This window comes from Streptomyces sp. NPDC017448, from assembly GCF_044330565.1.
Classification (GTDB): Bacteria; Actinomycetota; Actinomycetes; order Streptomycetales; family Streptomycetaceae; genus Streptomyces.
In genome coordinates, this window is record NZ_JBIRLM010000005.1 from 38,013 (window position 1) to 54,500 (window position 16,488).

The following is a 16,488-nucleotide window of genomic DNA, read 5'->3' on the forward strand; positions in this document are numbered from 1 at the left end:
AAACAACTACTTTATGTTCTCGCTCATGGCCTCCGGCCGGGTGGGGGGGTTACTGCCGGGGGGGGGGGGCGGGGGGCCCGGGGGGGCGGGGGGGGGGGGGGGGGCCCCCCGCCGCTGTTCCCGCAGCGCCGTCAGCGGCGGCCCGCTTCCGTCCACGGCGCGCCCCCGCGGTCCGCCGCTATTCGCCGACGGTGACGACGCCGTGCTCGTCCATGGTGGGATGCAGCTTGGAGGGCTCGTACTCGTCCACGTCGGAGGGGCGCGGCGTCTCCGGGCCGTCGGGCCCGATGCGCACCATGCGCTCCACCCGGACGACGTCGAACCGCCGCCCCCGCACCAGCAGTTCGTCGGGCCGCTTCCGCTGGGCGAACCGGTCGGCGGCACGGGCGAGGACGGCGGCCTCCTTCTCGTCGACCCTCATCACGGCGGGCAGGTACACCTTCAGGTGGTGGACGAGGGCACGGCGGGCGTCCTGCGGAGTGGCGTGCAGCCCGGTCACCAACCCCCAGGAGCCTTCCTCCCGTTCGACCACCCGGAACGCCGGCGGCAGCAGGACGACCCCGGGGTGGCTGATCAACGCCTTCCGGGAATCGGCCCGTACGGCCTCCGGGTGGCGGCTCGCCGTGTACGCGAGGGACACCAGGCCCGCGCGGTCGGCCCCCTCGCCGAGGCCGACGGCGGCCGCGTGGTCGATCACGAATCCGTCGCTGCGCGAGGGCTCGACCGTGTTCGGATTCCAGCCCTCGGAGTCCACGTCGGTGGGCCGGGGCGGTTCCAGCCGCCCGCCGCCGATCCGGGCGAACTCGTCGGCACGCACGACCCGGTAGCGGACGCCGGCCGCCGTCACCTCGTCGACCGGTTCGGTCTCCAGCAGCGCCACGGCGTCCAGCAGCGACCTCCGGACCGCCCGGTCGTCGGTCTCGTCCTTCGCCATGAACCACAGGTGCGAATTCAGCTCGTCCCGCGCCGTCTGCGGGGCCCCGCTCTCCAGTTCGCCCAGCAGCCGCCAGCGCGGCCGGTCCCCCGGGCGCTGTTCGGCGAGCCCGAACAACGGCCCCCGGACCACGATGTCGGGGTAGGCACGGAAGGCGGCGAGCGCGTCCGCCTCGGAGACCCCGGAGAGGGGGTCGTCGCGATGCGTGATGTTGATGGTCAGATGGTCCGGCGGAAACGCCGGGTGTTCGTCCATGCACCCAGTGTGCCGAAGAGGGGTACCGCTGTCCGGACTTCGCCGGGAATCGGCCCACTGACGCCGGGAGTTGACCCATGGCGCGCCGTCCCCGCCGGGCACGGCGTCCCGGCCCCGCTCCACCGCCCCTCGCCGGGGGGCCGGCGACGGGCACCGCCGTGAAACTTTAGGGAGGGCCGACGGAAACCACAGCTCAGAGGGGCGCCTAGCGGTATAGACCAGTGCCGGATTTTGACAACTCTTTACAGCCCTTCCGACGCTGCGGTAGTCATGTCGTGCTCATGGCAGTCACATTCTCGGGGGGCATGGTCACCGCCCGCGGAGCGGCCATCGGCGATGCCCAGGAACGAACGGCGGCTCCGCGCGGGCTTGGGCGTGGCCGACCGGGCCACTGCCCACACGACCGCGGTGCGCGCCGTCCGGCGCCGCTGACGGGTCGCCGACCACCGGCCACCCCGGACCATGCCGTCGAAAGGACTCTCGTGCTCCTCGCAACCAGCCGTTCCCGGCTCGGCCGCTCCTTCTTCGTCCTGCTCGCGCTCATGCTGGCACTCGGCGTGGCGCAGATCGCCGCGCCGCCCAAGGCGCACGCCTACGACTGGTCCCGCACGCTGCGGGAAGGGTCCAGCGGCTCCGACGTCCGCGAGCTCCAGATCCGCGTCGCGGGGTGGGCGGCGAGCAGCGCCTCCCGCACGCACGTCGCCGTGGACGGCGCGTTCGGCCCGGGGACCAAGGCCGCGGTGATCCGTTTCCAGCGGGCCTACGGCCTGTCGGCGGACGGCGTCGTCGGTGCGGCCACCCACCGCGCGCTCAACGCCCTGCAGGACTCGGACGGGTCCACGAAGCACTTCGCCTTCTCCGAGTTCTACTCGAAGGACGGCTCCAAGTTCAGTGGGGGCAAGGTCAATTCGGGAACGGTCAAGGAGAACGTCCGCCGGCTGATGTACAAGCTCGAGGCGGTCCGCAAGAAGGCGGGCGACCGGGCGATCACCGTCAACAGCGGGTTCCGCAGCATCAGCCACAACTCGCGGGTCGGCGGCGCCTCCAACAGCCAGCACATGTACGGCATCGCCGCCGACATCGTCGTGAGCGGCCGTTCGGTGAGCCAGGCCATCTCCTACGCGAAGACGTCGGGCTTCTCCGGCATCATCCGCTACAACACGTTCACCCACGTGGACAGCCGGGCCGAGTACTCCTACGGATCGCGCGGCTACCACTGGGCCGTCTGACCGGGACGGCGGGCCACCGAGGGCGCCCGGGGCGGCGGAGCCGTGACTCCGCCGCCCCGGGCGCCCGCCCCGCCCTCGTCCGGACCGCGCCTGCGACCGCGACCGCCCCGTCCGTCCCCGTCAACCGGCGCAGTCGTACCGCTCCGCGAGCCTGGTGGCCACTTCCCGCATCACGGTCGCGTTGGTGCGCCGCGCGGTGTCCGCGACGACCGGCCTCGCCTCTCCCCGCTCGGCCGAGCGCTCCTCGTCCTGCGAGGGCACTTCGAGCGACGCCGTGATGTACGGGGCCGTGGAGCCCATCCGGGCGGCGCAGCCGGCGGGCAGGGTGACCCGGGCCGAGTCGGGGCGCGCCCAGCCCTTGAACCCGGCACCGAGGGGAACGGACCCCTTCTTCCGGTACGGGGCGGCGCGGGTGTCCGCGATGATCAGTTGGGCGACCCCGCGAGGGTGGTCGTCGTCGTCCGGGTCGGCACGCAGCACGCGGCACCCTCTGAACACCGCGTAGTCAGTGGTGCTCCCCCTGGTCGCCCACTCGTCCGTACCGACCTCGCCCCCCTTGCCGTCGTCGATCAGCTCGGCCGTCACCCGGCTGAGCGCACCGTGGCAGAGGGACTGCGGCAGCGGCTCCTCCCCGCCCTCCGGCCAGACGCTCGCCGTCACCACGGCCACCGCGGCGGCTCCGAGCACCGCGGTCAGCGGCAGCCACTTCCTCTCCATCGGTTACCGTCCTCTCGCCTTGTCGGCCTCGTTCAGGCCCTCGCTCGACCCCCGGTCCCCCGCTCGCCGCGGCCCATCGCCCGCACACGCGCCGGTGAGGGCTCCGGGCCGGGGCCCCGGGCCCCTTCCCGGACGGGGTCATCCGGCCGCACCCTTCGGTTCGAGTTCGGCGAAGTCCTCGTGCAGGGCGTCGAGATGGCGGCCGGTGGGCGTGCCCCCCGAGTCCAGCTCCGCGAGCCGCCAGCCGGGAAGCCGCGCCTCGATCTCGGCGGGGAGCGAGCCGTCCACCGGGTCCGCCAGGGCGCGCAGCACCCCGAACGCCGTCTCCTTGGCGATCTCGCGGGCCAGTGTGCCGAGATCGTCGGCGGTGAGCCCGGCGGCGAGGGCCCGGTCGACGGCGCCGGCCGCCGCCCCGTCCGCGCGGTAGGCGTCCACCCAGCGCGGGGCGGCCGTGCTCCACGCGTCGACGTCCTGCCACACCGTCCGCAGAAGCCGGTAGCGGGCGAGCTGGGGCAGCCCCTCCTCGATCTCGGACTCGGCCCAGTCCCGGGCGTCGGCGTCCGCCCCCAGGGCGTCGAAGAGGGCGGTCAGCCTGTCGAGTTCGGTCATGGGGAGGGAGGTTACCGGCCAGGTGCGTGACACCGTCCTCGGCGGAGGGGGCCGGGGCCGGGGCCGATGAGTTTTCGCAGGACGCGCGGTCAGTACATCCGTAAGAGTGAGAGGCGACACCGGGAACCGGTCCGGGACCCGCCGCGAACCACCCCTGGAGACCCTTATGCGCACCCTGATCAGCACCGCCTTCGTCTCGCTGGACGGCGTCATGGAAGCCCCGGGCGGCGAGCCCGGGTACCGGAACTCGGGGTGGACGTTCAAGGACATCGAGTTCCTGCCGGAGGCGTACGAGCTCAAGAGCCGGGAGCAGGAGGAGGCCACCGCCCTGCTGCTGGGGCGGGCCAGTTACGAGGCGTTCAGCCCGGTGTGGCCGGGCATGGAGGAGTTCACCGGGTACAAGGCGATGCCGAAGTACGTCGTCTCCACCACGCTGACCGAGGACGCTCTCGTCTCCGACTGGGGCGACACCACGATTCTGCGGTCGCTCGACGAGGTCGCCGCCCTCAAGGAGACCGAGGGCGGCCCGATCATCGTGCACGGCAGCACCGAGCTGAACCGGAACCTCGCGGACGCCGACCTCGTCGACCGGTACCACCTGCTCGTCTTCCCGGTCCTGCTCGGCGCGGGCAAGCGCCTGTTCAGCGCCACGGACAAGGACCGGCAGCAGCTGAGGCTGGTCGAGCACGAGGCGTACGCGAACGGCATCCAGAAGAACGTCTTCGAGGTGGTCCGCTGACCCGCCCCGAAGGACCCGTCCAGCCGGGTGATCACCGGCTCGCCCCCAGGAGACGCGTGCGGCCCCCGGCAGGGCGCCGGGGGCCGCGGGAAGCACTGCGCGAGGGGAGGCTACGGCAGGTTGCGCGCCATCACGATGCGCTGGACCTGGTTCGTGCCCTCGTAGATCTGGGTGATCTTGGCGTCGCGCATCATGCGCTCCACCGGGTAGTCCCGCGTGTAGCCGTAGCCGCCGAGCAGCTGGACCGCGTCCGTGGTGACCTCCATCGCGACGTCCGAGGCGAAGCACTTGGCCGCCGCGCCCTGGAAGGTGAGGTCCGCATCACCGCGCTCGGACTTGGCGGCGGCCGCGTACGTGAGCTGGCGGGCGGCCTCGATCTTCATCGCCATGTCCGCGAGCATGAACTGGATGCCCTGGAAGTCCGCGATCGGCTTGCCGAACTGCTTGCGCTCCCGGACGTAGCCCTTGGCGTAGTCCAGCGCGCCCTGGGCGATGCCGAGGGCCTGGGCCGCGATCGTGATGCGGGTGTGGTCCAGGGTCTTCATCGCGGTGGCGAAGCCCGTGCCCTCCTCGCCGATCATGCGGTCCGCGGGGATGCGGACGTTGTCGAGGTAGACCTCACGGGTCGGGGAGCCCTTGATGCCGAGCTTCTTCTCCGGGGCCCCGAAGGAGACGCCCTCGTCGGACTTCTCGACGACGAACGCGGAGATGCCCTTGGAGCGCTTGGCCGGGTCGGTGACGGCCATGACCGTGTAGTACTCGGAGACGCCCGCGTTGGTGATCCAGCGCTTCACCCCGTCGAGGACCCAGAAGTCGCCGTCGCGCACGGCCTTCGTCTTCATGCCCGCCGCGTCCGAACCGGCGTCCGGCTCGGAGAGGGCGTACGAGAACATCGCGTCGCCCTTAGCGAGCGGGCCCAGGTACTTCGCCTTCAGCTCCTCGGAACCGGAGAGGATCACCGGGAGCGAGCCGAGCTTGTTGACGGCCGGGATCAGGGAGGAGGAGGCGCAGGCGCGGGCCACCTCCTCGATCACGATGACCGTGGCGAGCGCGTCGGCGCCGGCGCCGCCGTACTCCTCCGGGACGTGCACGGCGTGCAGGTCCGAGGCGACCAGGGCGTCCAGCGCCTCCTGCGGGAAGCGGCTCTCCTCGTCGACCGCCGCGGCGAAGGGGGCGATCTTCGACTCGGCCAGCGCGCGGATGGTCTCGCGGAGCATGTCGTGCTCCTCGGCCGGACGGTACAGGTCGAAATCGGTCGAACCCGCCAAGACGCTCACTCCCCAGATGCTAACTACCGTTAAGTAACCCAATTTTAGTGCGCCGACCGCCCGGCGGCCTATGCGACGAGCACGTGAGCTTGCCGACAGAGGTGGTACATGAGGAAGGTACCGGGCGTTTCGGGCGGTGAATTCCGGCTTCCGGGTCCACGACTATGCTCGGTCCGCACGTCTGTCCGCATCTCCCAGGAGCACTCCATGGCCCTCAGGATCACTGTGATCGGCACCGGCTACCTCGGCGCCACCCATGCCGCGGCCATGGCCGAACTGGGCTTCGAGGTCCTGGGGCTCGACGTCGTGCCGGAGAAGATCGAACTGCTCTCCACCGGCCGCGTTCCGATGTACGAGCCGGGGCTGGAGGAGATGCTCCAGCGGCACGTGGTCGGGATCGAGGGCTCCACCGGGCGGCTGCGTTTCACCACCTCCTGGGAGGAGGTCGCCGAGTTCGGCGACGTCCACTTCGTCTGTGTGAACACTCCGCAGAAGCACGGCGAGTACGCCTGCGACATGAGCTACGTCGACAGCGCCTTCGACTCGCTGGCCCCGCACCTGACCCGGCCCGCCCTCGTCGTCGGCAAGTCGACCGTCCCCGTGGGCTCCGCCGCCCGCCTCGCGGACCGGCTCGCCGAGCTGGCCCCGGCCGGAGCGGGGGCCGAGCTGGCCTGGAATCCGGAGTTCCTCCGCGAGGGCTTCGCCGTGAAGGACACCCTGCACCCCGACCGGATCGTCGTCGGCGTCACGAGCGAGCGGGCCGAGAAGGTGCTGCGCGAGGTGTACGCCGTGCCGATCGCGGAGGGCTCGCCGTTGGTGGTGACCGACTTCCCGACCGCCGAGCTGGTGAAGACCTCCGCCAACTCCTTCCTCGCCACCAAGATCTCCTTCATCAACGCGATGGCGGAGGTCTGCGAGGCGGCCGACGGGGACGTCGTGAAGCTCGCGGAGGCCATCGGCCACGACGAGCGCATCGGGAAGAAGTTCCTGCGGGCCGGGATCGGCTTCGGCGGCGGCTGCCTGCCCAAGGACATCCGCGCCTTCATGGCCCGCGCCGGGGAGCTCGGCGCCGACCAGGCCCTCACCTTCCTCCGCGAGGTCGACTCCATCAACATGCGCCGCCGCGGCCACATGGTCGAACTGGCCCGGGAGGCGGTGGGCGGCGGCTCGTTCCTCGGCACGCGGGTGGCGGTGCTGGGCGCCGCGTTCAAGCCCGACTCCGACGACGTACGCGACTCCCCCGCGCTCAACGTCGCCGGGCAGATCCACCTCCAGGGCGGTCAGGTCACCGTCTTCGACCCGAAGGGGATGGAGAACGCCCGGCGGCTGTTCCCGACCCTCGGCTACGCGGACTCGGCCCTGGAGGCGGTGCGCGGCGCGGACGTGGTGCTGCACCTGACGGAGTGGCGCGAGTTCCGTGAACTGGACCCGGCCGAGCTGGGCGAGGTGGCCGCCCGCCGGATCATCCTGGACGGCCGCAACGCCCTGGACAGCACGGTCTGGCGCGAGGCCGGATGGACCTACCGCGCGATGGGCCGCCCGAAGGCGTAGAGCCGGAGCGGGACGAGAGGCCCGGAAGCCTCCCTCCCGTCGTACCGCATCGCCCCCGGGCCCGGCGGACAGGCTGAGGGGATGGACGACGCCTGCGACTGGATCAGCTCACCCCTCACCGACGACCTGCTGCGCGGCGCGCTCGAAGTGGAGCGCACCGCGGGCGGCGGCCTCCTCCCCCACCGGCTGCCCGCCCCGGCCCGCGCCCGGGCGGGCGGTGACCCGCAGGTCGCCCAGGCGGAGGCGCAGCCGTCCGGGGTGCGGGTGGTGTTCCGTAGCCGGGCCACCGCCGTGGCGCTCGACGTCCGGCGCACGGTGACGGGCCACCCGGGCCTCCCGCCCCTCCCGAACGGGGCGTACGACCTGTACATCGACGGGAAGCCGGCCGGGCGGGCCACCGCGAGCGGCGGCGACGTGCTGATGGTGGACCTCTCCGACGGGTCGCGGGAGCTGTTCCCCGGCTTCCCCGGGTCCGTCGCCTTCACCGGGCTGCCCGCGCGGGAGAAGAGCGTCGAGATCTGGCTGCCGTACACCGAGACCGTCGAGCTGCTCGGGCTGCGCACCGACGCGCCCGTGGCGCCGGAGGGCCCGAGCGGGCGGCGGGTCTGGCTGCACCACGGCAGCTCCATCAGCCAGGGCTCGTGCGCGGACAGCTCCGCCACCGCCTGGCCCGCCCTGGCCGCCGCGGCGGGAGGTGTGGAGCTGGTCAACCTCTCCCTGGCGGGCAGCGCGCTCCTCGACCCGTTCACCGCGCGCGCCCTGCGGGACACCCCGGCCGACCTGATCAGCGTCAAGATCGGCATCAACCTGGTGGGCGCCGACGCGATGCGGCTGCGCGCGTTCGGGCCCGCCGTGCACGGCTTCCTGGACACGGTGCGCGAGGGCCACCCCACCGCGCCGCTGCTGGTGGTCTCGCCGGTCCTCTGCCCCGCCCACGAGGACACGCCGGGCCCCTCCGCGCCGGACGTGAGGGGAGGCGGGGTGGTGTTCACGGCGCTGGGCGACCCGGCGGAGACCGCCTCCGGCAAGCTGACGCTGGGCGTCGTACGGGAGGAGCTGGCCCGGATCACGGCGGAGCGGGCGGCGTCGGACCCGTACCTCTTCCACCTGGACGGGCGCTTCCTGTACGGCGAGGCGGACCACGCCGACCTTCCGCTGCCCGACCGCCTGCACCCGGACGCCGCCGCCCACCGCCGCATGGGCGAGCGCTTCGGGGCGTTCGCCTTCGGTCCGGGCGGACCGTTCGCGGCGGTGGGCGGACAGGGCTGACGGCGGCGGCCGCTTTCCCGGCGGCCCCCGCCCGGCTTCTCCTAGTGGACGCCGTCGAGCTCCGCGATCGTCGCGTGGGAGGGGCCGCGCCGGCTCTGCTCGTCGCGGGCCACGGCCTCCGCGTCGCGCAGCACCCGTACGGCGTTGCGCCAGGTCAGCTTGGCGAGGTCGCCCTCGGACCAGTTCCGCCGCAGCAGCTCCGCGATGAGGTTCGGGTAGCCGGAGACGTCCTCCAGGCCGCGCGGGGTGAACGCCGTGCCGTCGTAGTCGCCGCCGATGCCGATGTGGTCGATGCCCGCGACCGCGCGCATGTGGTCCAGGTGGTCGGCGATGGTGGCGACCGTGGCCTCGGGGCGCGGGTGGGCCGCCTCGAAGTCCTCGTGGATGCGCATGGCCTGCGGGGTGGTGTCGAGGTGGTGCAGGCCGTGCTCGCGCATGTTGCGGTCGGCGGCCAGCGTCCAGGCGACGGCCTCGGGGAGCACGAACTTCGGCACGAAGGTCGCCATCGCGACGCCTCCGTTGGACGGCAGGGCCGCGAGCACGTCGTCGGGGATGTTGCGCGGGTGGTCGCAGACGGCACGGGCCGAGGAGTGCGAGAAGATCACCGGCGCGGTGCTGGTGGCGATCGCGTCGCGCATGACGCCGTCCGCGACGTGGCTGAGGTCGACCAGCATGCCGACGCGGTTCATCTCGCGGACGACCTCGTGGCCGAAGGCGGAGAGGCCGCCGAGGCGCGGCAGGTCCGTGGCGCTGTCGGCCCAGTCGATGTTGTCGTTGTGGGTGAGCGTCATGTAGCGGACGCCCAGCTCGTACAGGGCGCGCAGGGTGCCCAGCGAGTTGTTGACGGAGTGGCCGCCCTCGGCCCCCATCAGGGAGGCGATCCGCCCTTCGGCGCGGGCCCGCTCCAGGTCGTCGGCGGTGAGCGCCCGCCGCAGGTGCGTGGGGTACCGGGCGATCAGCTCGCCGACGACGTCGATCTGCTCCAGGGTGGCGCTGACGGCCGCGTCCCCGGTCAGGTCGGTGCGGACGTAGACCGACCAGAACTGGCCGCCGACCCCGCCGGCCCGCAGCCGGTTCAGGTCGGTGTGGAGCAGTCCGCGCTGGTCGGCGGCGATGTCGCGGGCGTCGAGGTCGTAGCCGACCTGCTCGCGCAGGGCCCAGGGGAGGTCGTTGTGGCCGTCGACGACGGGGTGGGCGGCGAGCAGCTCGTGGGCGCGGGCGAGGTGGTCCATGGGTCGCCCCCTACTTTCCGAAGCCGAAGGAGTCGGCGCCCTGGGCCTTGGCGCGCAGCCGCTTGCCCTTCTCGGTGGCCTGGTCGTTCAGCTCCTGCAGGAACTCCTCCATCCGCTCCTGGAGCGCGGGGTCGGAGGCGGCCAGGATGCGGGCGGCCAGCAGGCCCGCGTTGCGCGCGCCGCCGACGGAGACGGTGGCGACGGGGACCCCGGCCGGCATCTGGACGATGGAGAGCAGGCTGTCCATGCCGTCCAGGTACTTCAGCGGCACCGGCACCCCGATGACCGGCAGCGGGGTGACGGAGGCCAGCATGCCGGGCAGGTGGGCGGCGCCGCCCGCGCCCGCGATGATCGCCTTCAGACCGCGGCCCGCGGCCCGCTCGCCGTACGCGATCATCTCGCGCGGCATGCGGTGGGCGGAGACGACGTCGACCTCGTACGGGATCTCGAACTCGTCGAGCGCCTTGGCGGCGGCCTCCATGACCGGCCAGTCGGAGTCCGAGCCCATGACGACGCCGACCACGGGCGCCGGTGCGGAGGGGGAAGTCATTCGGTGATCGTTCCTCGCAGGTAGTCGGCCGCGTGCCGGGCGCGCTCCCGCACGTCCGCCAGATCGTCGCCGTAGGTGTTGACGTGTCCGACCTTGCGGCCGGGCTTCACGTCCTTGCCGTACATGTGGATCTTGAGCTGCGGATCGCGGGCCATGCAGTGCAGGTACCCCTGGTACATGTCCGGGTAGTCACCGCCCAGGACGTTGCACATGACCGTCCAGGGGGCGCGGGGGCGCGGGTCGCCGAGCGGGAGGTCGAGAACGGCCCGGACGTGGTTGGCGAACTGGGAGGTGATCGCGCCGTCCATGGTCCAGTGGCCGGAGTTGTGCGGGCGCATCGCCAGCTCGTTGACGAGGATGGCGGGCCTCCCGTCGGGGCCGCGGGTCTCGAACAGCTCGACCGCGAGGTGGCCGACGACGCCCAGCTCGGCGGCGATGCGCAGCGCCAGCTGCTGGGCCTCGCCCGCCAGCTCCTCGTCCAGCCCGGGGGCGGGGGCGATCACGGTGTCGCAGACGCCGTCGACCTGGATCGACTCGACGACCGGGTAGGCGACGGCTTGGCCGTGCGGCGAGCGGACGATGTTCGCCGCCAGCTCCCGCACGAAGTCGACCTTCTCCTCCGCGAGGACCGGAACCCCGGCGCGGAAGGGCTCGGCCGCCTCCTCCTCGGAGCGGACCACCCACACGCCCTTGCCGTCGTAGCCGCCGCGCACGGTCTTGAGGATGACGGGGAAGCCGCCGGCCTCCTCGGCGAACGCGGCGGCGTCGGCCGGGTCGCTCACGATGCGGTGGCGGGGGCAGGGGGCGCCGATCTCCGTGAGCCGGGCGCGCATCACCCCCTTGTCCTGGGCGTGCACCAGGGCGTCGGGGCCGGGGCGCACGGGGATGCCGTCCGCCTCCAGGGCCCGCAGGTGCTCGGTCGGCACGTGCTCGTGATCGAAGGTGATCACGTCGCAGCCGCGAGCGAAGGCGCGCAGGGTGTCCAGGTCGCGATAGTCGCCGATGACGACCTCGCTCACCACCTGGGCCGCCGAGTCCTGGGGAGTGTCACTGAGCAGCTTGAATGTCAGGCCGAGGGGGATGCCCGCCTCGTGGGTCATACGGGCGAGCTGACCGCCGCCGACCATGCCGACTACCGGGAACGTCACGCCCCCAGGGTATCCGCCACGCCGGTGGTTTCCGGACGGCCGTACGGACGCCCTCCGGCCACCGCCCCGGCCGCTCACGGGCGTCACACATGAGGGCTGGTTAGCATGGCGGAGTTGACGTGGTTGCGTCGACACCACGGAGACGCCTTCCAACGGACGGGGCCAGCGATCACCATGAGCGAACGGGGCGCACTGCGGACCCGGCTTGAAGCCCTGGGCCGAGAGGTCGCCAAGTTCGGCGCGGTCGGCGCTTTCGGTCTGCTGGTCAACATCGCGGTCTTCAACCTGCTGCGGCACACGACCGACCTCCAGGTGGTCCGGGCGAGCGTGCTGGCGACGTTCGTCGCGATCCTCTTCAACTACGTGGGGTTCCGCTACTGGACCTACCGGGAGCGCGACAAGACCGGCCGCACCCGCGAGCTGGCCCTCTTCCTCCTGTTCAGCGCGGCGGGCGCGGTGATCGAGACGGGCGTGCTGTACCTGGCGACGTACGGCTTCGGCTGGAACACCCCGGTCCAGAGCAATGTCTTCAAGGTCGTCGGCATCGGGATCGCCACCCTGTTCCGCTTCTGGTCCTACCGGACGTGGGTCTTCAAGACCCTGCCCGCCAAGGAGGCCGTGCTGAACGCGGAGCGGTTTCTCGAGCCGCGCCGACCGGTCGAGGAGCGAGTGATTCCGGGCCCCGCACGGAACTGACCCCCCCCGGCCCCTCCCGTACGCACCCGGCCGCCCCGGTACGGAGCCGGGCCGGCGTCCCCGTCGTCGTTCAGCGCACCGGGCGCTCGGGGGCGTCCCGGTCCGTCGGGGTCCTGCTGAGGAAGAGGGCGAAGACCGCCGGGTGCTGCTGCAGCAGCTCCAGCCGCCCGCCGTCCGCCTCCGCGAGGTCGCGGGCGACCGCCAGGCCGATGCCGGTGGAGTTGCGGCCGCTGATGGTCCGCTCGAAGATCCGCGCCCCCAGTTCGGCGGGGACGCCGGGGCCCTCGTCGGTGACCTCGATGACCACCTGGTTGCCGGTGACCCGGGTGCGCAGGGCGACGGTGCCGCCGCCGTGCATGAGGGAGTTCTCGATCAGCGCCGCCAGGACCTGGGCGACCGCCCCCGGAGTGCCGACGGCCCGCAGCCCGTGCTTGCCGGAGCGGACCAGGGCGCGACCGGCGCTGCGGTAGGCCGGGCGCCACTCCTCGATCTGCTGTTTGACGATCTCGTCGAGGTCGAAGACGACGGCGGAGCCGGTGCGCGGGTCGCGGGAGTTGGTCAGGAGCCGTTCGACGACGTCGGTGAGGCGCTCGACCTGGGTGAGGGCGATGTTCGCCTCCTCCTTCACCGTCTCCGGGTCGTCGGTGGCGGAGATCTCCTCGATCCGCATGGAGAGCGCGGTCAGCGGGGTCCGGAGCTGGTGCGAGGCGTCCGCGGCCAGCCGGCGTTCGGCGGTCAGCATCCGGGCGATCCGCTCGGCCGAGGCGTCCAGGACGTCCGCGACCCGGTCCAGCTCGGGCACCCCGTACCGCTTGTGGCGCGGGCGGGGGTCACCGGAGCCGAGGCGTTCGGCGGTCTCGGCGAGGTCGGTGAGCGGGGAGGTCAGCCGGTTGGCCTGGCGTACGGCGAGCAGCACCGCCGAGACGATCGCCAGCAGCGCCACCGCACCGATGATCAGGAGGGTGCGCCCGACCTCGCGGGTGACGGCCGAGCGGGACTCCTCGACGGTGACCGTCTCGCCCCGCTCCCCCGTCTCGATGGCGCGCAGGACGCTGCCGGAAGGGCGCTCGCCGACGGTGATGGGCTCGCGGCCGGGGATCTCGACCAGCGCGTAGCGCTTGGGGCCGATCTGCTCGGCCAGCACCCCGGGGTTGATCCGCTCCTCCCCCAGCAGCCGGCCGTCGACCACGCTGATCAGCCGCAGCGCCTCGGACTCCACGCTCTCCTGGGCGCTGGCGCTGATGGTGCGCGTCTCCACGATCACCAGCGAGACGCCGAAGACGGCGATGACGACGAGCACCACGGCGAGCGTGGAGTTGATCAGCCGGCGGCGCATACCGGCCTCGGGGGGCCGCCGGAACGGTTCTCAGGGCGCATGGGGGCTTCGTACGTCAGCTCTTCTCGAACCGGAAGCCGACGCCCCGGACGGTGGCGATGTAGCGCGGATTGGCCGCGTCGTCGCCGAGCTTCTTGCGCAGCCAGGAGATGTGCATGTCGAGCGTCTTGGTGGAGGACCACCAGGTGGTGTCCCAGACCTCGCGCATCAGCTGGTCGCGGGTGACGACCCGCCCGGCGTCCCGGACCAGGACCCGCAGCAGGTCGAACTCCTTGGCGGTGAGCTGGAGCTCCTCCTCGCCCATCCAGGCCCGGTGCGACTCGACGTCGATCCTGACCCCGTGGGTGGCGGGCTGCACGGCGGGCTCGGAGGCCCCGCGGCGCAGCAGGGCGCGGACGCGGGCCAGCAGCTCGGCGAGGCGGAACGGCTTGGTGACGTAGTCGTCGGCGCCCGCGTCCAGGCCGACGACGGTGTCGACCTCGTCGGCGCGGGCCGTCAGCACGAGGATCGGGATGGTGTGGCCGTCGGCACGGAGCCTGCGGGCGACCTCCAGCCCGTCCATCCCGGGCAGCCCCAGATCGAGGACGACCAGGTCGACGCCGCCCTGGAGTCCGGCGTCGAGCGCGGTCGGACCGTCCTGGCGGACCTCGACCTCGTACCCCTCCCGGCGCAGGGCGCGGGCCAGGGGCTCCGAGATGGACGCGTCGTCCTCGGCGAGCAAAACACGGGTCATGGACTGATGGTAGTCCGGACGGGAAGGCGCCAGGGAGCTCCGGGAGGCCGCCTGCGGGTCAGCTCCACAAAGAGGATGGAGACCTTGGAATGTGGGAGCGTGGTTCCACAGGGGCCTGTGATCCATCTCTCAAGTCCTTCCATATCCGGCCGTGTCGTGTCGTATGGTGTCCCGACGCCTGTTGCACTACTCAAGGACCTTTGGGCAGCCATGAGCGCCGAAGGTCTCTTTTGTGTGCGGGGCCGGTTCCCGCCGGCCTTTCCGAGTGAATGACCTGTGAGCCGGGCCCGGGGCGCGAGGACGCGTACCGGGCGTGGATCCCGACGCGGTTCTTCCCCGCTCCGCCGCCGCACCTCCGCAAGGAGCCCGGCCGCGCGGAGCACGTCCCCCTCAGGCGTGAGGGACGGGGTTCGGCCGCGCCGGTGCCGGCTGCCCCCCACCGGGCGCGTACTGCTCACGAGGCGTCGCGTCCCGACCAGCAAGGATCGATCATGGCGTCCAGCCTGACGAAGGACTCGCCCGGTTCCGGCGAGAAGACCTTCTTCGGCCACCCGCGCGGTATGGCCACCCTGTTCATGACGGAGATGTGGGAACGCTTCTCCTTCTACGGGATGCGCGCCATCCTCACCCTGTACTTGGTGGCCGCCGTGCTCGACGGCCCCCTGGAGGGCCGGGAGGCGCTCGCCGCCTCCATCTACGGCGTCTACAACGCCGTCGTCTACATGGCCGCGATGCCCGGCGGCTGGGTCGCCGACCGCCTCTGGGGCGCCCGCAAGGCCGTTCTGGTCGGCGGGATCATCATCGCGCTGGGCCACTTCACCCTCGCGCTGCCGAGCGACATCACGTTCTTCTTCGGCCTCGCGCTGATCGCGGTCGGTACGGGGCTGCTGAAGCCGAACATCTCCGCGATGGTGGGCGGCCTCTACGAGGGCCAGAGCAGCGCCCGCCGCGACGCCGGCTTCACGCTCTTCTACATGGCGATCAACATCGGTGGCTTCGCCGCCCCGCTGCTGGTCGGCTACCTCGGCGAGCACGTCAGCTGGCACCTCGGCTTCGGTGTCGCCGGTGTCGGCATGACCTTCGCGGTCATCCAGTACGCGGTCGGCTCCAAGCACCTCGGTGACGTCGGGAAGCTCCCCGCCAAGCCCATCTCCCCCGAGGAGCGCCGCCGGACGATGCGCAAGGTGGCGCTGTGGGCCGGCATCGCGGTCGCCGCGCTCCTGCTCGACCTGGCGCTGGGTACCTACGACATCGAGCACATCGTCAACGTCCTGGCCGTGCTGGGCGTCGTCGTGCCGATCATCTACTTCGTCACGATCTTCCGGGACCCGGCGCTCACCAAGGAGGACCGGCCGAAGATCAAGGCGTACGTGTGGTTCTTCATCACCGCCGTGCTCTTCTGGATGATCTACGACCAGTCCGGTTCGCTGCTGACGATCTTCGCGGACAACAAGACCGACCGCTTCATCGGCGGCTGGGAGTTCCCGGCCTCGTGGTTCCAGTCGGTCAACCCGGCCCTGGTCATCATCCTCGCCCCGATCTTCGCCGCGCTCTGGGTCAAGCTGGCCACCCGCAACCGTGAGCCCAGCACCCCGATGAAGTTCGCCCTGGCGATGCTCCTCATCGGTGGTTCCTTCGGCATCATGGGGCTGGCGGGCGCCGCCGCGGCCAACAGCGACACCGGCAAGGTCACCGTCTTCTGGCTGCTCGCGGTCTACCTGGCGCAGACCATGGGCGAGATGTGCCTCTCCCCGGTCGGCCTGTCGCTCTCCACGAAGCTGGCGCCGAAGATGTTCGTGGGCCAGATCATGGGCCTGTGGTTCCTGGCCACCTCGACGGGCAACGCCCTGAACGGCTGGACCACGAAGCTCAACGCCCCGCTGGGCGACGCGGCGTACTACACGCTCCAGGCGGTCGTGGCCGTCGCCGCGGGTCTCGCCTTCATGGTGGCGGGCCGCAAGATCCGCGCCCTGATGGGCGGCGTGAAGTAGGCACGGACGACACCGCCCCGGGACCGTACGGGGCAGACGACGGCGGGTCCGCACGAGGTTTCGTGCGGACCCGCCGTCGTCGTACGTCCGCCGTCCGGCCGGCCGGTTCTCCCGGCAGGCGGTCGCTCCGGCCGGAGGGGGTGCGGAGGGATCGTCGTGCGAAGGGCGTGGCCGGGGCCGCCGGAGGGAAGACGAAAAAGCGCGCCGATCCGGCGCGCTCCCCCGGGCGGG

15 protein-coding genes are annotated in these 16,488 nt (G+C 72.0%); 6 read left to right on the forward strand and 9 right to left on the reverse strand.

The window, feature by feature from the left end; genetic code table 11:
* Nucleotides 1-178: 178 nt before the first annotated feature.
* Complete coding sequence (locus tag ACH4K1_RS10850) at nucleotides 179-1,189, reverse strand: DUF5954 family protein (RefSeq protein ID WP_398088458.1); 1,011 nt, start codon at nucleotides 1,187-1,189, stop codon at nucleotides 179-181.
* A 482-nt stretch (nucleotides 1,190-1,671) separates the two neighbouring features.
* On the opposite strand from ACH4K1_RS10850, the gene ACH4K1_RS10855 reads away from it, so the two are divergent.
* Nucleotides 1,672-2,418, forward strand: coding sequence for a D-Ala-D-Ala carboxypeptidase family metallohydrolase (locus ACH4K1_RS10855; RefSeq protein ID WP_398088460.1), 747 nt, complete (start codon nucleotides 1,672-1,674; stop codon nucleotides 2,416-2,418).
* A gap of 120 nt (nucleotides 2,419-2,538) precedes the next feature.
* On the opposite strand, the gene ACH4K1_RS10860 is transcribed toward ACH4K1_RS10855, so the two are convergent.
* Both ACH4K1_RS10860 and ACH4K1_RS10865 read right to left on the reverse strand, forming a co-directional pair.
* Nucleotides 2,539-3,135 (reverse strand): hypothetical protein, encoded by a 597-nt coding sequence (locus ACH4K1_RS10860; RefSeq protein ID WP_398088461.1) that lies wholly within the window; start codon nucleotides 3,133-3,135, stop codon nucleotides 2,539-2,541.
* A 138-nt stretch (nucleotides 3,136-3,273) separates the two neighbouring features.
* Nucleotides 3,274-3,744 carry a hypothetical protein gene (locus ACH4K1_RS10865; RefSeq protein WP_398088463.1) on the reverse strand — a complete coding sequence of 157 codons (471 nt, stop codon included), beginning with the start codon at nucleotides 3,742-3,744 and terminating at the stop codon, nucleotides 3,274-3,276.
* 166 nt (nucleotides 3,745-3,910) lie between these two features.
* Between ACH4K1_RS10865 and ACH4K1_RS10870 the strand changes: the two genes are divergently transcribed.
* Complete coding sequence (locus ACH4K1_RS10870; RefSeq protein WP_398088465.1) at nucleotides 3,911-4,483, forward strand: dihydrofolate reductase family protein; 573 nt, start codon at nucleotides 3,911-3,913, stop codon at nucleotides 4,481-4,483.
* A gap of 110 nt (nucleotides 4,484-4,593) precedes the next feature.
* On the opposite strand, the gene ACH4K1_RS10875 is transcribed toward ACH4K1_RS10870, so the two are convergent.
* Nucleotides 4,594-5,751 (reverse strand): acyl-CoA dehydrogenase, encoded by a 1,158-nt coding sequence (locus tag ACH4K1_RS10875; protein WP_398088848.1) that lies wholly within the window; start codon nucleotides 5,749-5,751, stop codon nucleotides 4,594-4,596.
* Between the two features lie 207 nt (nucleotides 5,752-5,958).
* Between ACH4K1_RS10875 and ACH4K1_RS10880 the strand changes: the two genes are divergently transcribed.
* The gene (locus ACH4K1_RS10880; protein ID WP_398088467.1) at nucleotides 5,959-7,302 is read left to right on the forward strand and encodes a UDP-glucose dehydrogenase family protein; all 1,344 of its coding nucleotides are present in this window, start codon (nucleotides 5,959-5,961) and stop codon (nucleotides 7,300-7,302) included.
* Nucleotides 7,303-7,383: 81 nt separating this feature from the next.
* Nucleotides 7,384-8,571, forward strand: a complete 1,188-nt coding sequence (locus ACH4K1_RS10885; protein ID WP_398088468.1) for a GDSL-type esterase/lipase family protein — start codon at nucleotides 7,384-7,386, stop codon at nucleotides 8,569-8,571.
* Between the two features lie 41 nt (nucleotides 8,572-8,612).
* Here the strand turns inward: ACH4K1_RS10885 and ACH4K1_RS10890 are convergent, their stop codons facing one another.
* Genes ACH4K1_RS10890 through ACH4K1_RS10900 form a run of 3 tightly spaced genes read right to left on the reverse strand, consistent with a single transcriptional unit; the run spans nucleotide 8,613 to nucleotide 11,579 of the window.
* A complete protein-coding gene (locus ACH4K1_RS10890) occupies nucleotides 8,613-9,803 on the reverse strand; it encodes a dipeptidase (protein ID WP_398088470.1) in 1,191 nt (396 codons plus the stop codon).
* A gap of 10 nt (nucleotides 9,804-9,813) precedes the next feature.
* Entirely contained in the window at nucleotides 9,814-10,353 is a 540-nt protein-coding gene (gene purE / locus ACH4K1_RS10895) for a 5-(carboxyamino)imidazole ribonucleotide mutase (protein ID WP_398088471.1), read from the reverse strand.
* A complete protein-coding gene (locus tag ACH4K1_RS10900; RefSeq protein WP_398088849.1) occupies nucleotides 10,350-11,579 on the reverse strand; it encodes a 5-(carboxyamino)imidazole ribonucleotide synthase in 1,230 nt (409 codons plus the stop codon). Before ACH4K1_RS10900 ends, purE begins: the two co-directional genes overlap by 4 nt.
* 96 nt (nucleotides 11,580-11,675) lie before the next feature.
* On the opposite strand from ACH4K1_RS10900, the gene ACH4K1_RS10905 reads away from it, so the two are divergent.
* On the forward strand, nucleotides 11,676-12,197 hold the full coding sequence (locus tag ACH4K1_RS10905; RefSeq protein WP_398088472.1) for a GtrA family protein: 522 nt from the start codon (nucleotides 11,676-11,678) through the stop codon (nucleotides 12,195-12,197).
* Nucleotides 12,198-12,267: 70 nt separating this feature from the next.
* Here the strand turns inward: ACH4K1_RS10905 and ACH4K1_RS10910 are convergent, their stop codons facing one another.
* Together ACH4K1_RS10910 and ACH4K1_RS10915 are read right to left on the reverse strand one after the other, a co-directional pair.
* Nucleotides 12,268-13,533 (reverse strand): ATP-binding protein, encoded by a 1,266-nt coding sequence (locus tag ACH4K1_RS10910; RefSeq protein ID WP_398088474.1) that lies wholly within the window; start codon nucleotides 13,531-13,533, stop codon nucleotides 12,268-12,270.
* Nucleotides 13,534-13,588: 55 nt separating this feature from the next.
* Nucleotides 13,589-14,266, reverse strand: coding sequence for a response regulator transcription factor (locus ACH4K1_RS10915; RefSeq protein WP_398088476.1), 678 nt, complete (start codon nucleotides 14,264-14,266; stop codon nucleotides 13,589-13,591).
* 491 nt (nucleotides 14,267-14,757) lie between these two features.
* On the opposite strand from ACH4K1_RS10915, the gene ACH4K1_RS10920 reads away from it, so the two are divergent.
* Entirely contained in the window at nucleotides 14,758-16,257 is a 1,500-nt protein-coding gene (locus ACH4K1_RS10920) for a peptide MFS transporter (protein WP_398088477.1), read from the forward strand.
* The last annotated feature ends 231 nt before the right edge of the window (nucleotides 16,258-16,488 follow it).

What these genes read in the sequence shown, in the direction of transcription:
- ACH4K1_RS10850 (WP_398088458.1), bottom strand. Translation starts at nt 1,189, where the DNA reads ATGGACGAACACCCGGCGTTTCCGCCGGACCATCTGACCATCAACATC.
- ACH4K1_RS10860 (WP_398088461.1), bottom strand. Translation starts at nt 3,135, where the DNA reads ATGGAGAGGAAGTGGCTGCCGCTGACCGCGGTGCTCGGAGCCGCCGCG.
- ACH4K1_RS10865 (WP_398088463.1), bottom strand. Translation starts at nt 3,744, where the DNA reads ATGACCGAACTCGACAGGCTGACCGCCCTCTTCGACGCCCTGGGGGCG.
- ACH4K1_RS10870 (WP_398088465.1), top strand. Translation starts at nt 3,911, where the DNA reads ATGCGCACCCTGATCAGCACCGCCTTCGTCTCGCTGGACGGCGTCATG.
- ACH4K1_RS10880 (WP_398088467.1), top strand. Translation starts at nt 5,959, where the DNA reads ATGGCCCTCAGGATCACTGTGATCGGCACCGGCTACCTCGGCGCCACC.
- ACH4K1_RS10885 (WP_398088468.1), top strand. Translation starts at nt 7,384, where the DNA reads ATGGACGACGCCTGCGACTGGATCAGCTCACCCCTCACCGACGACCTG.
- ACH4K1_RS10890 (WP_398088470.1), bottom strand. Translation starts at nt 9,803, where the DNA reads ATGGACCACCTCGCCCGCGCCCACGAGCTGCTCGCCGCCCACCCCGTC.
- purE (WP_398088471.1), bottom strand. Translation starts at nt 10,353, where the DNA reads ATGACTTCCCCCTCCGCACCGGCGCCCGTGGTCGGCGTCGTCATGGGC.
- ACH4K1_RS10905 (WP_398088472.1), top strand. Translation starts at nt 11,676, where the DNA reads ATGAGCGAACGGGGCGCACTGCGGACCCGGCTTGAAGCCCTGGGCCGA.
- ACH4K1_RS10910 (WP_398088474.1), bottom strand. Translation starts at nt 13,533, where the DNA reads ATGCGCCGCCGGCTGATCAACTCCACGCTCGCCGTGGTGCTCGTCGTC.
- ACH4K1_RS10915 (WP_398088476.1), bottom strand. Translation starts at nt 14,266, where the DNA reads ATGACCCGTGTTTTGCTCGCCGAGGACGACGCGTCCATCTCGGAGCCC.
- ACH4K1_RS10920 (WP_398088477.1), top strand. Translation starts at nt 14,758, where the DNA reads ATGGCGTCCAGCCTGACGAAGGACTCGCCCGGTTCCGGCGAGAAGACC.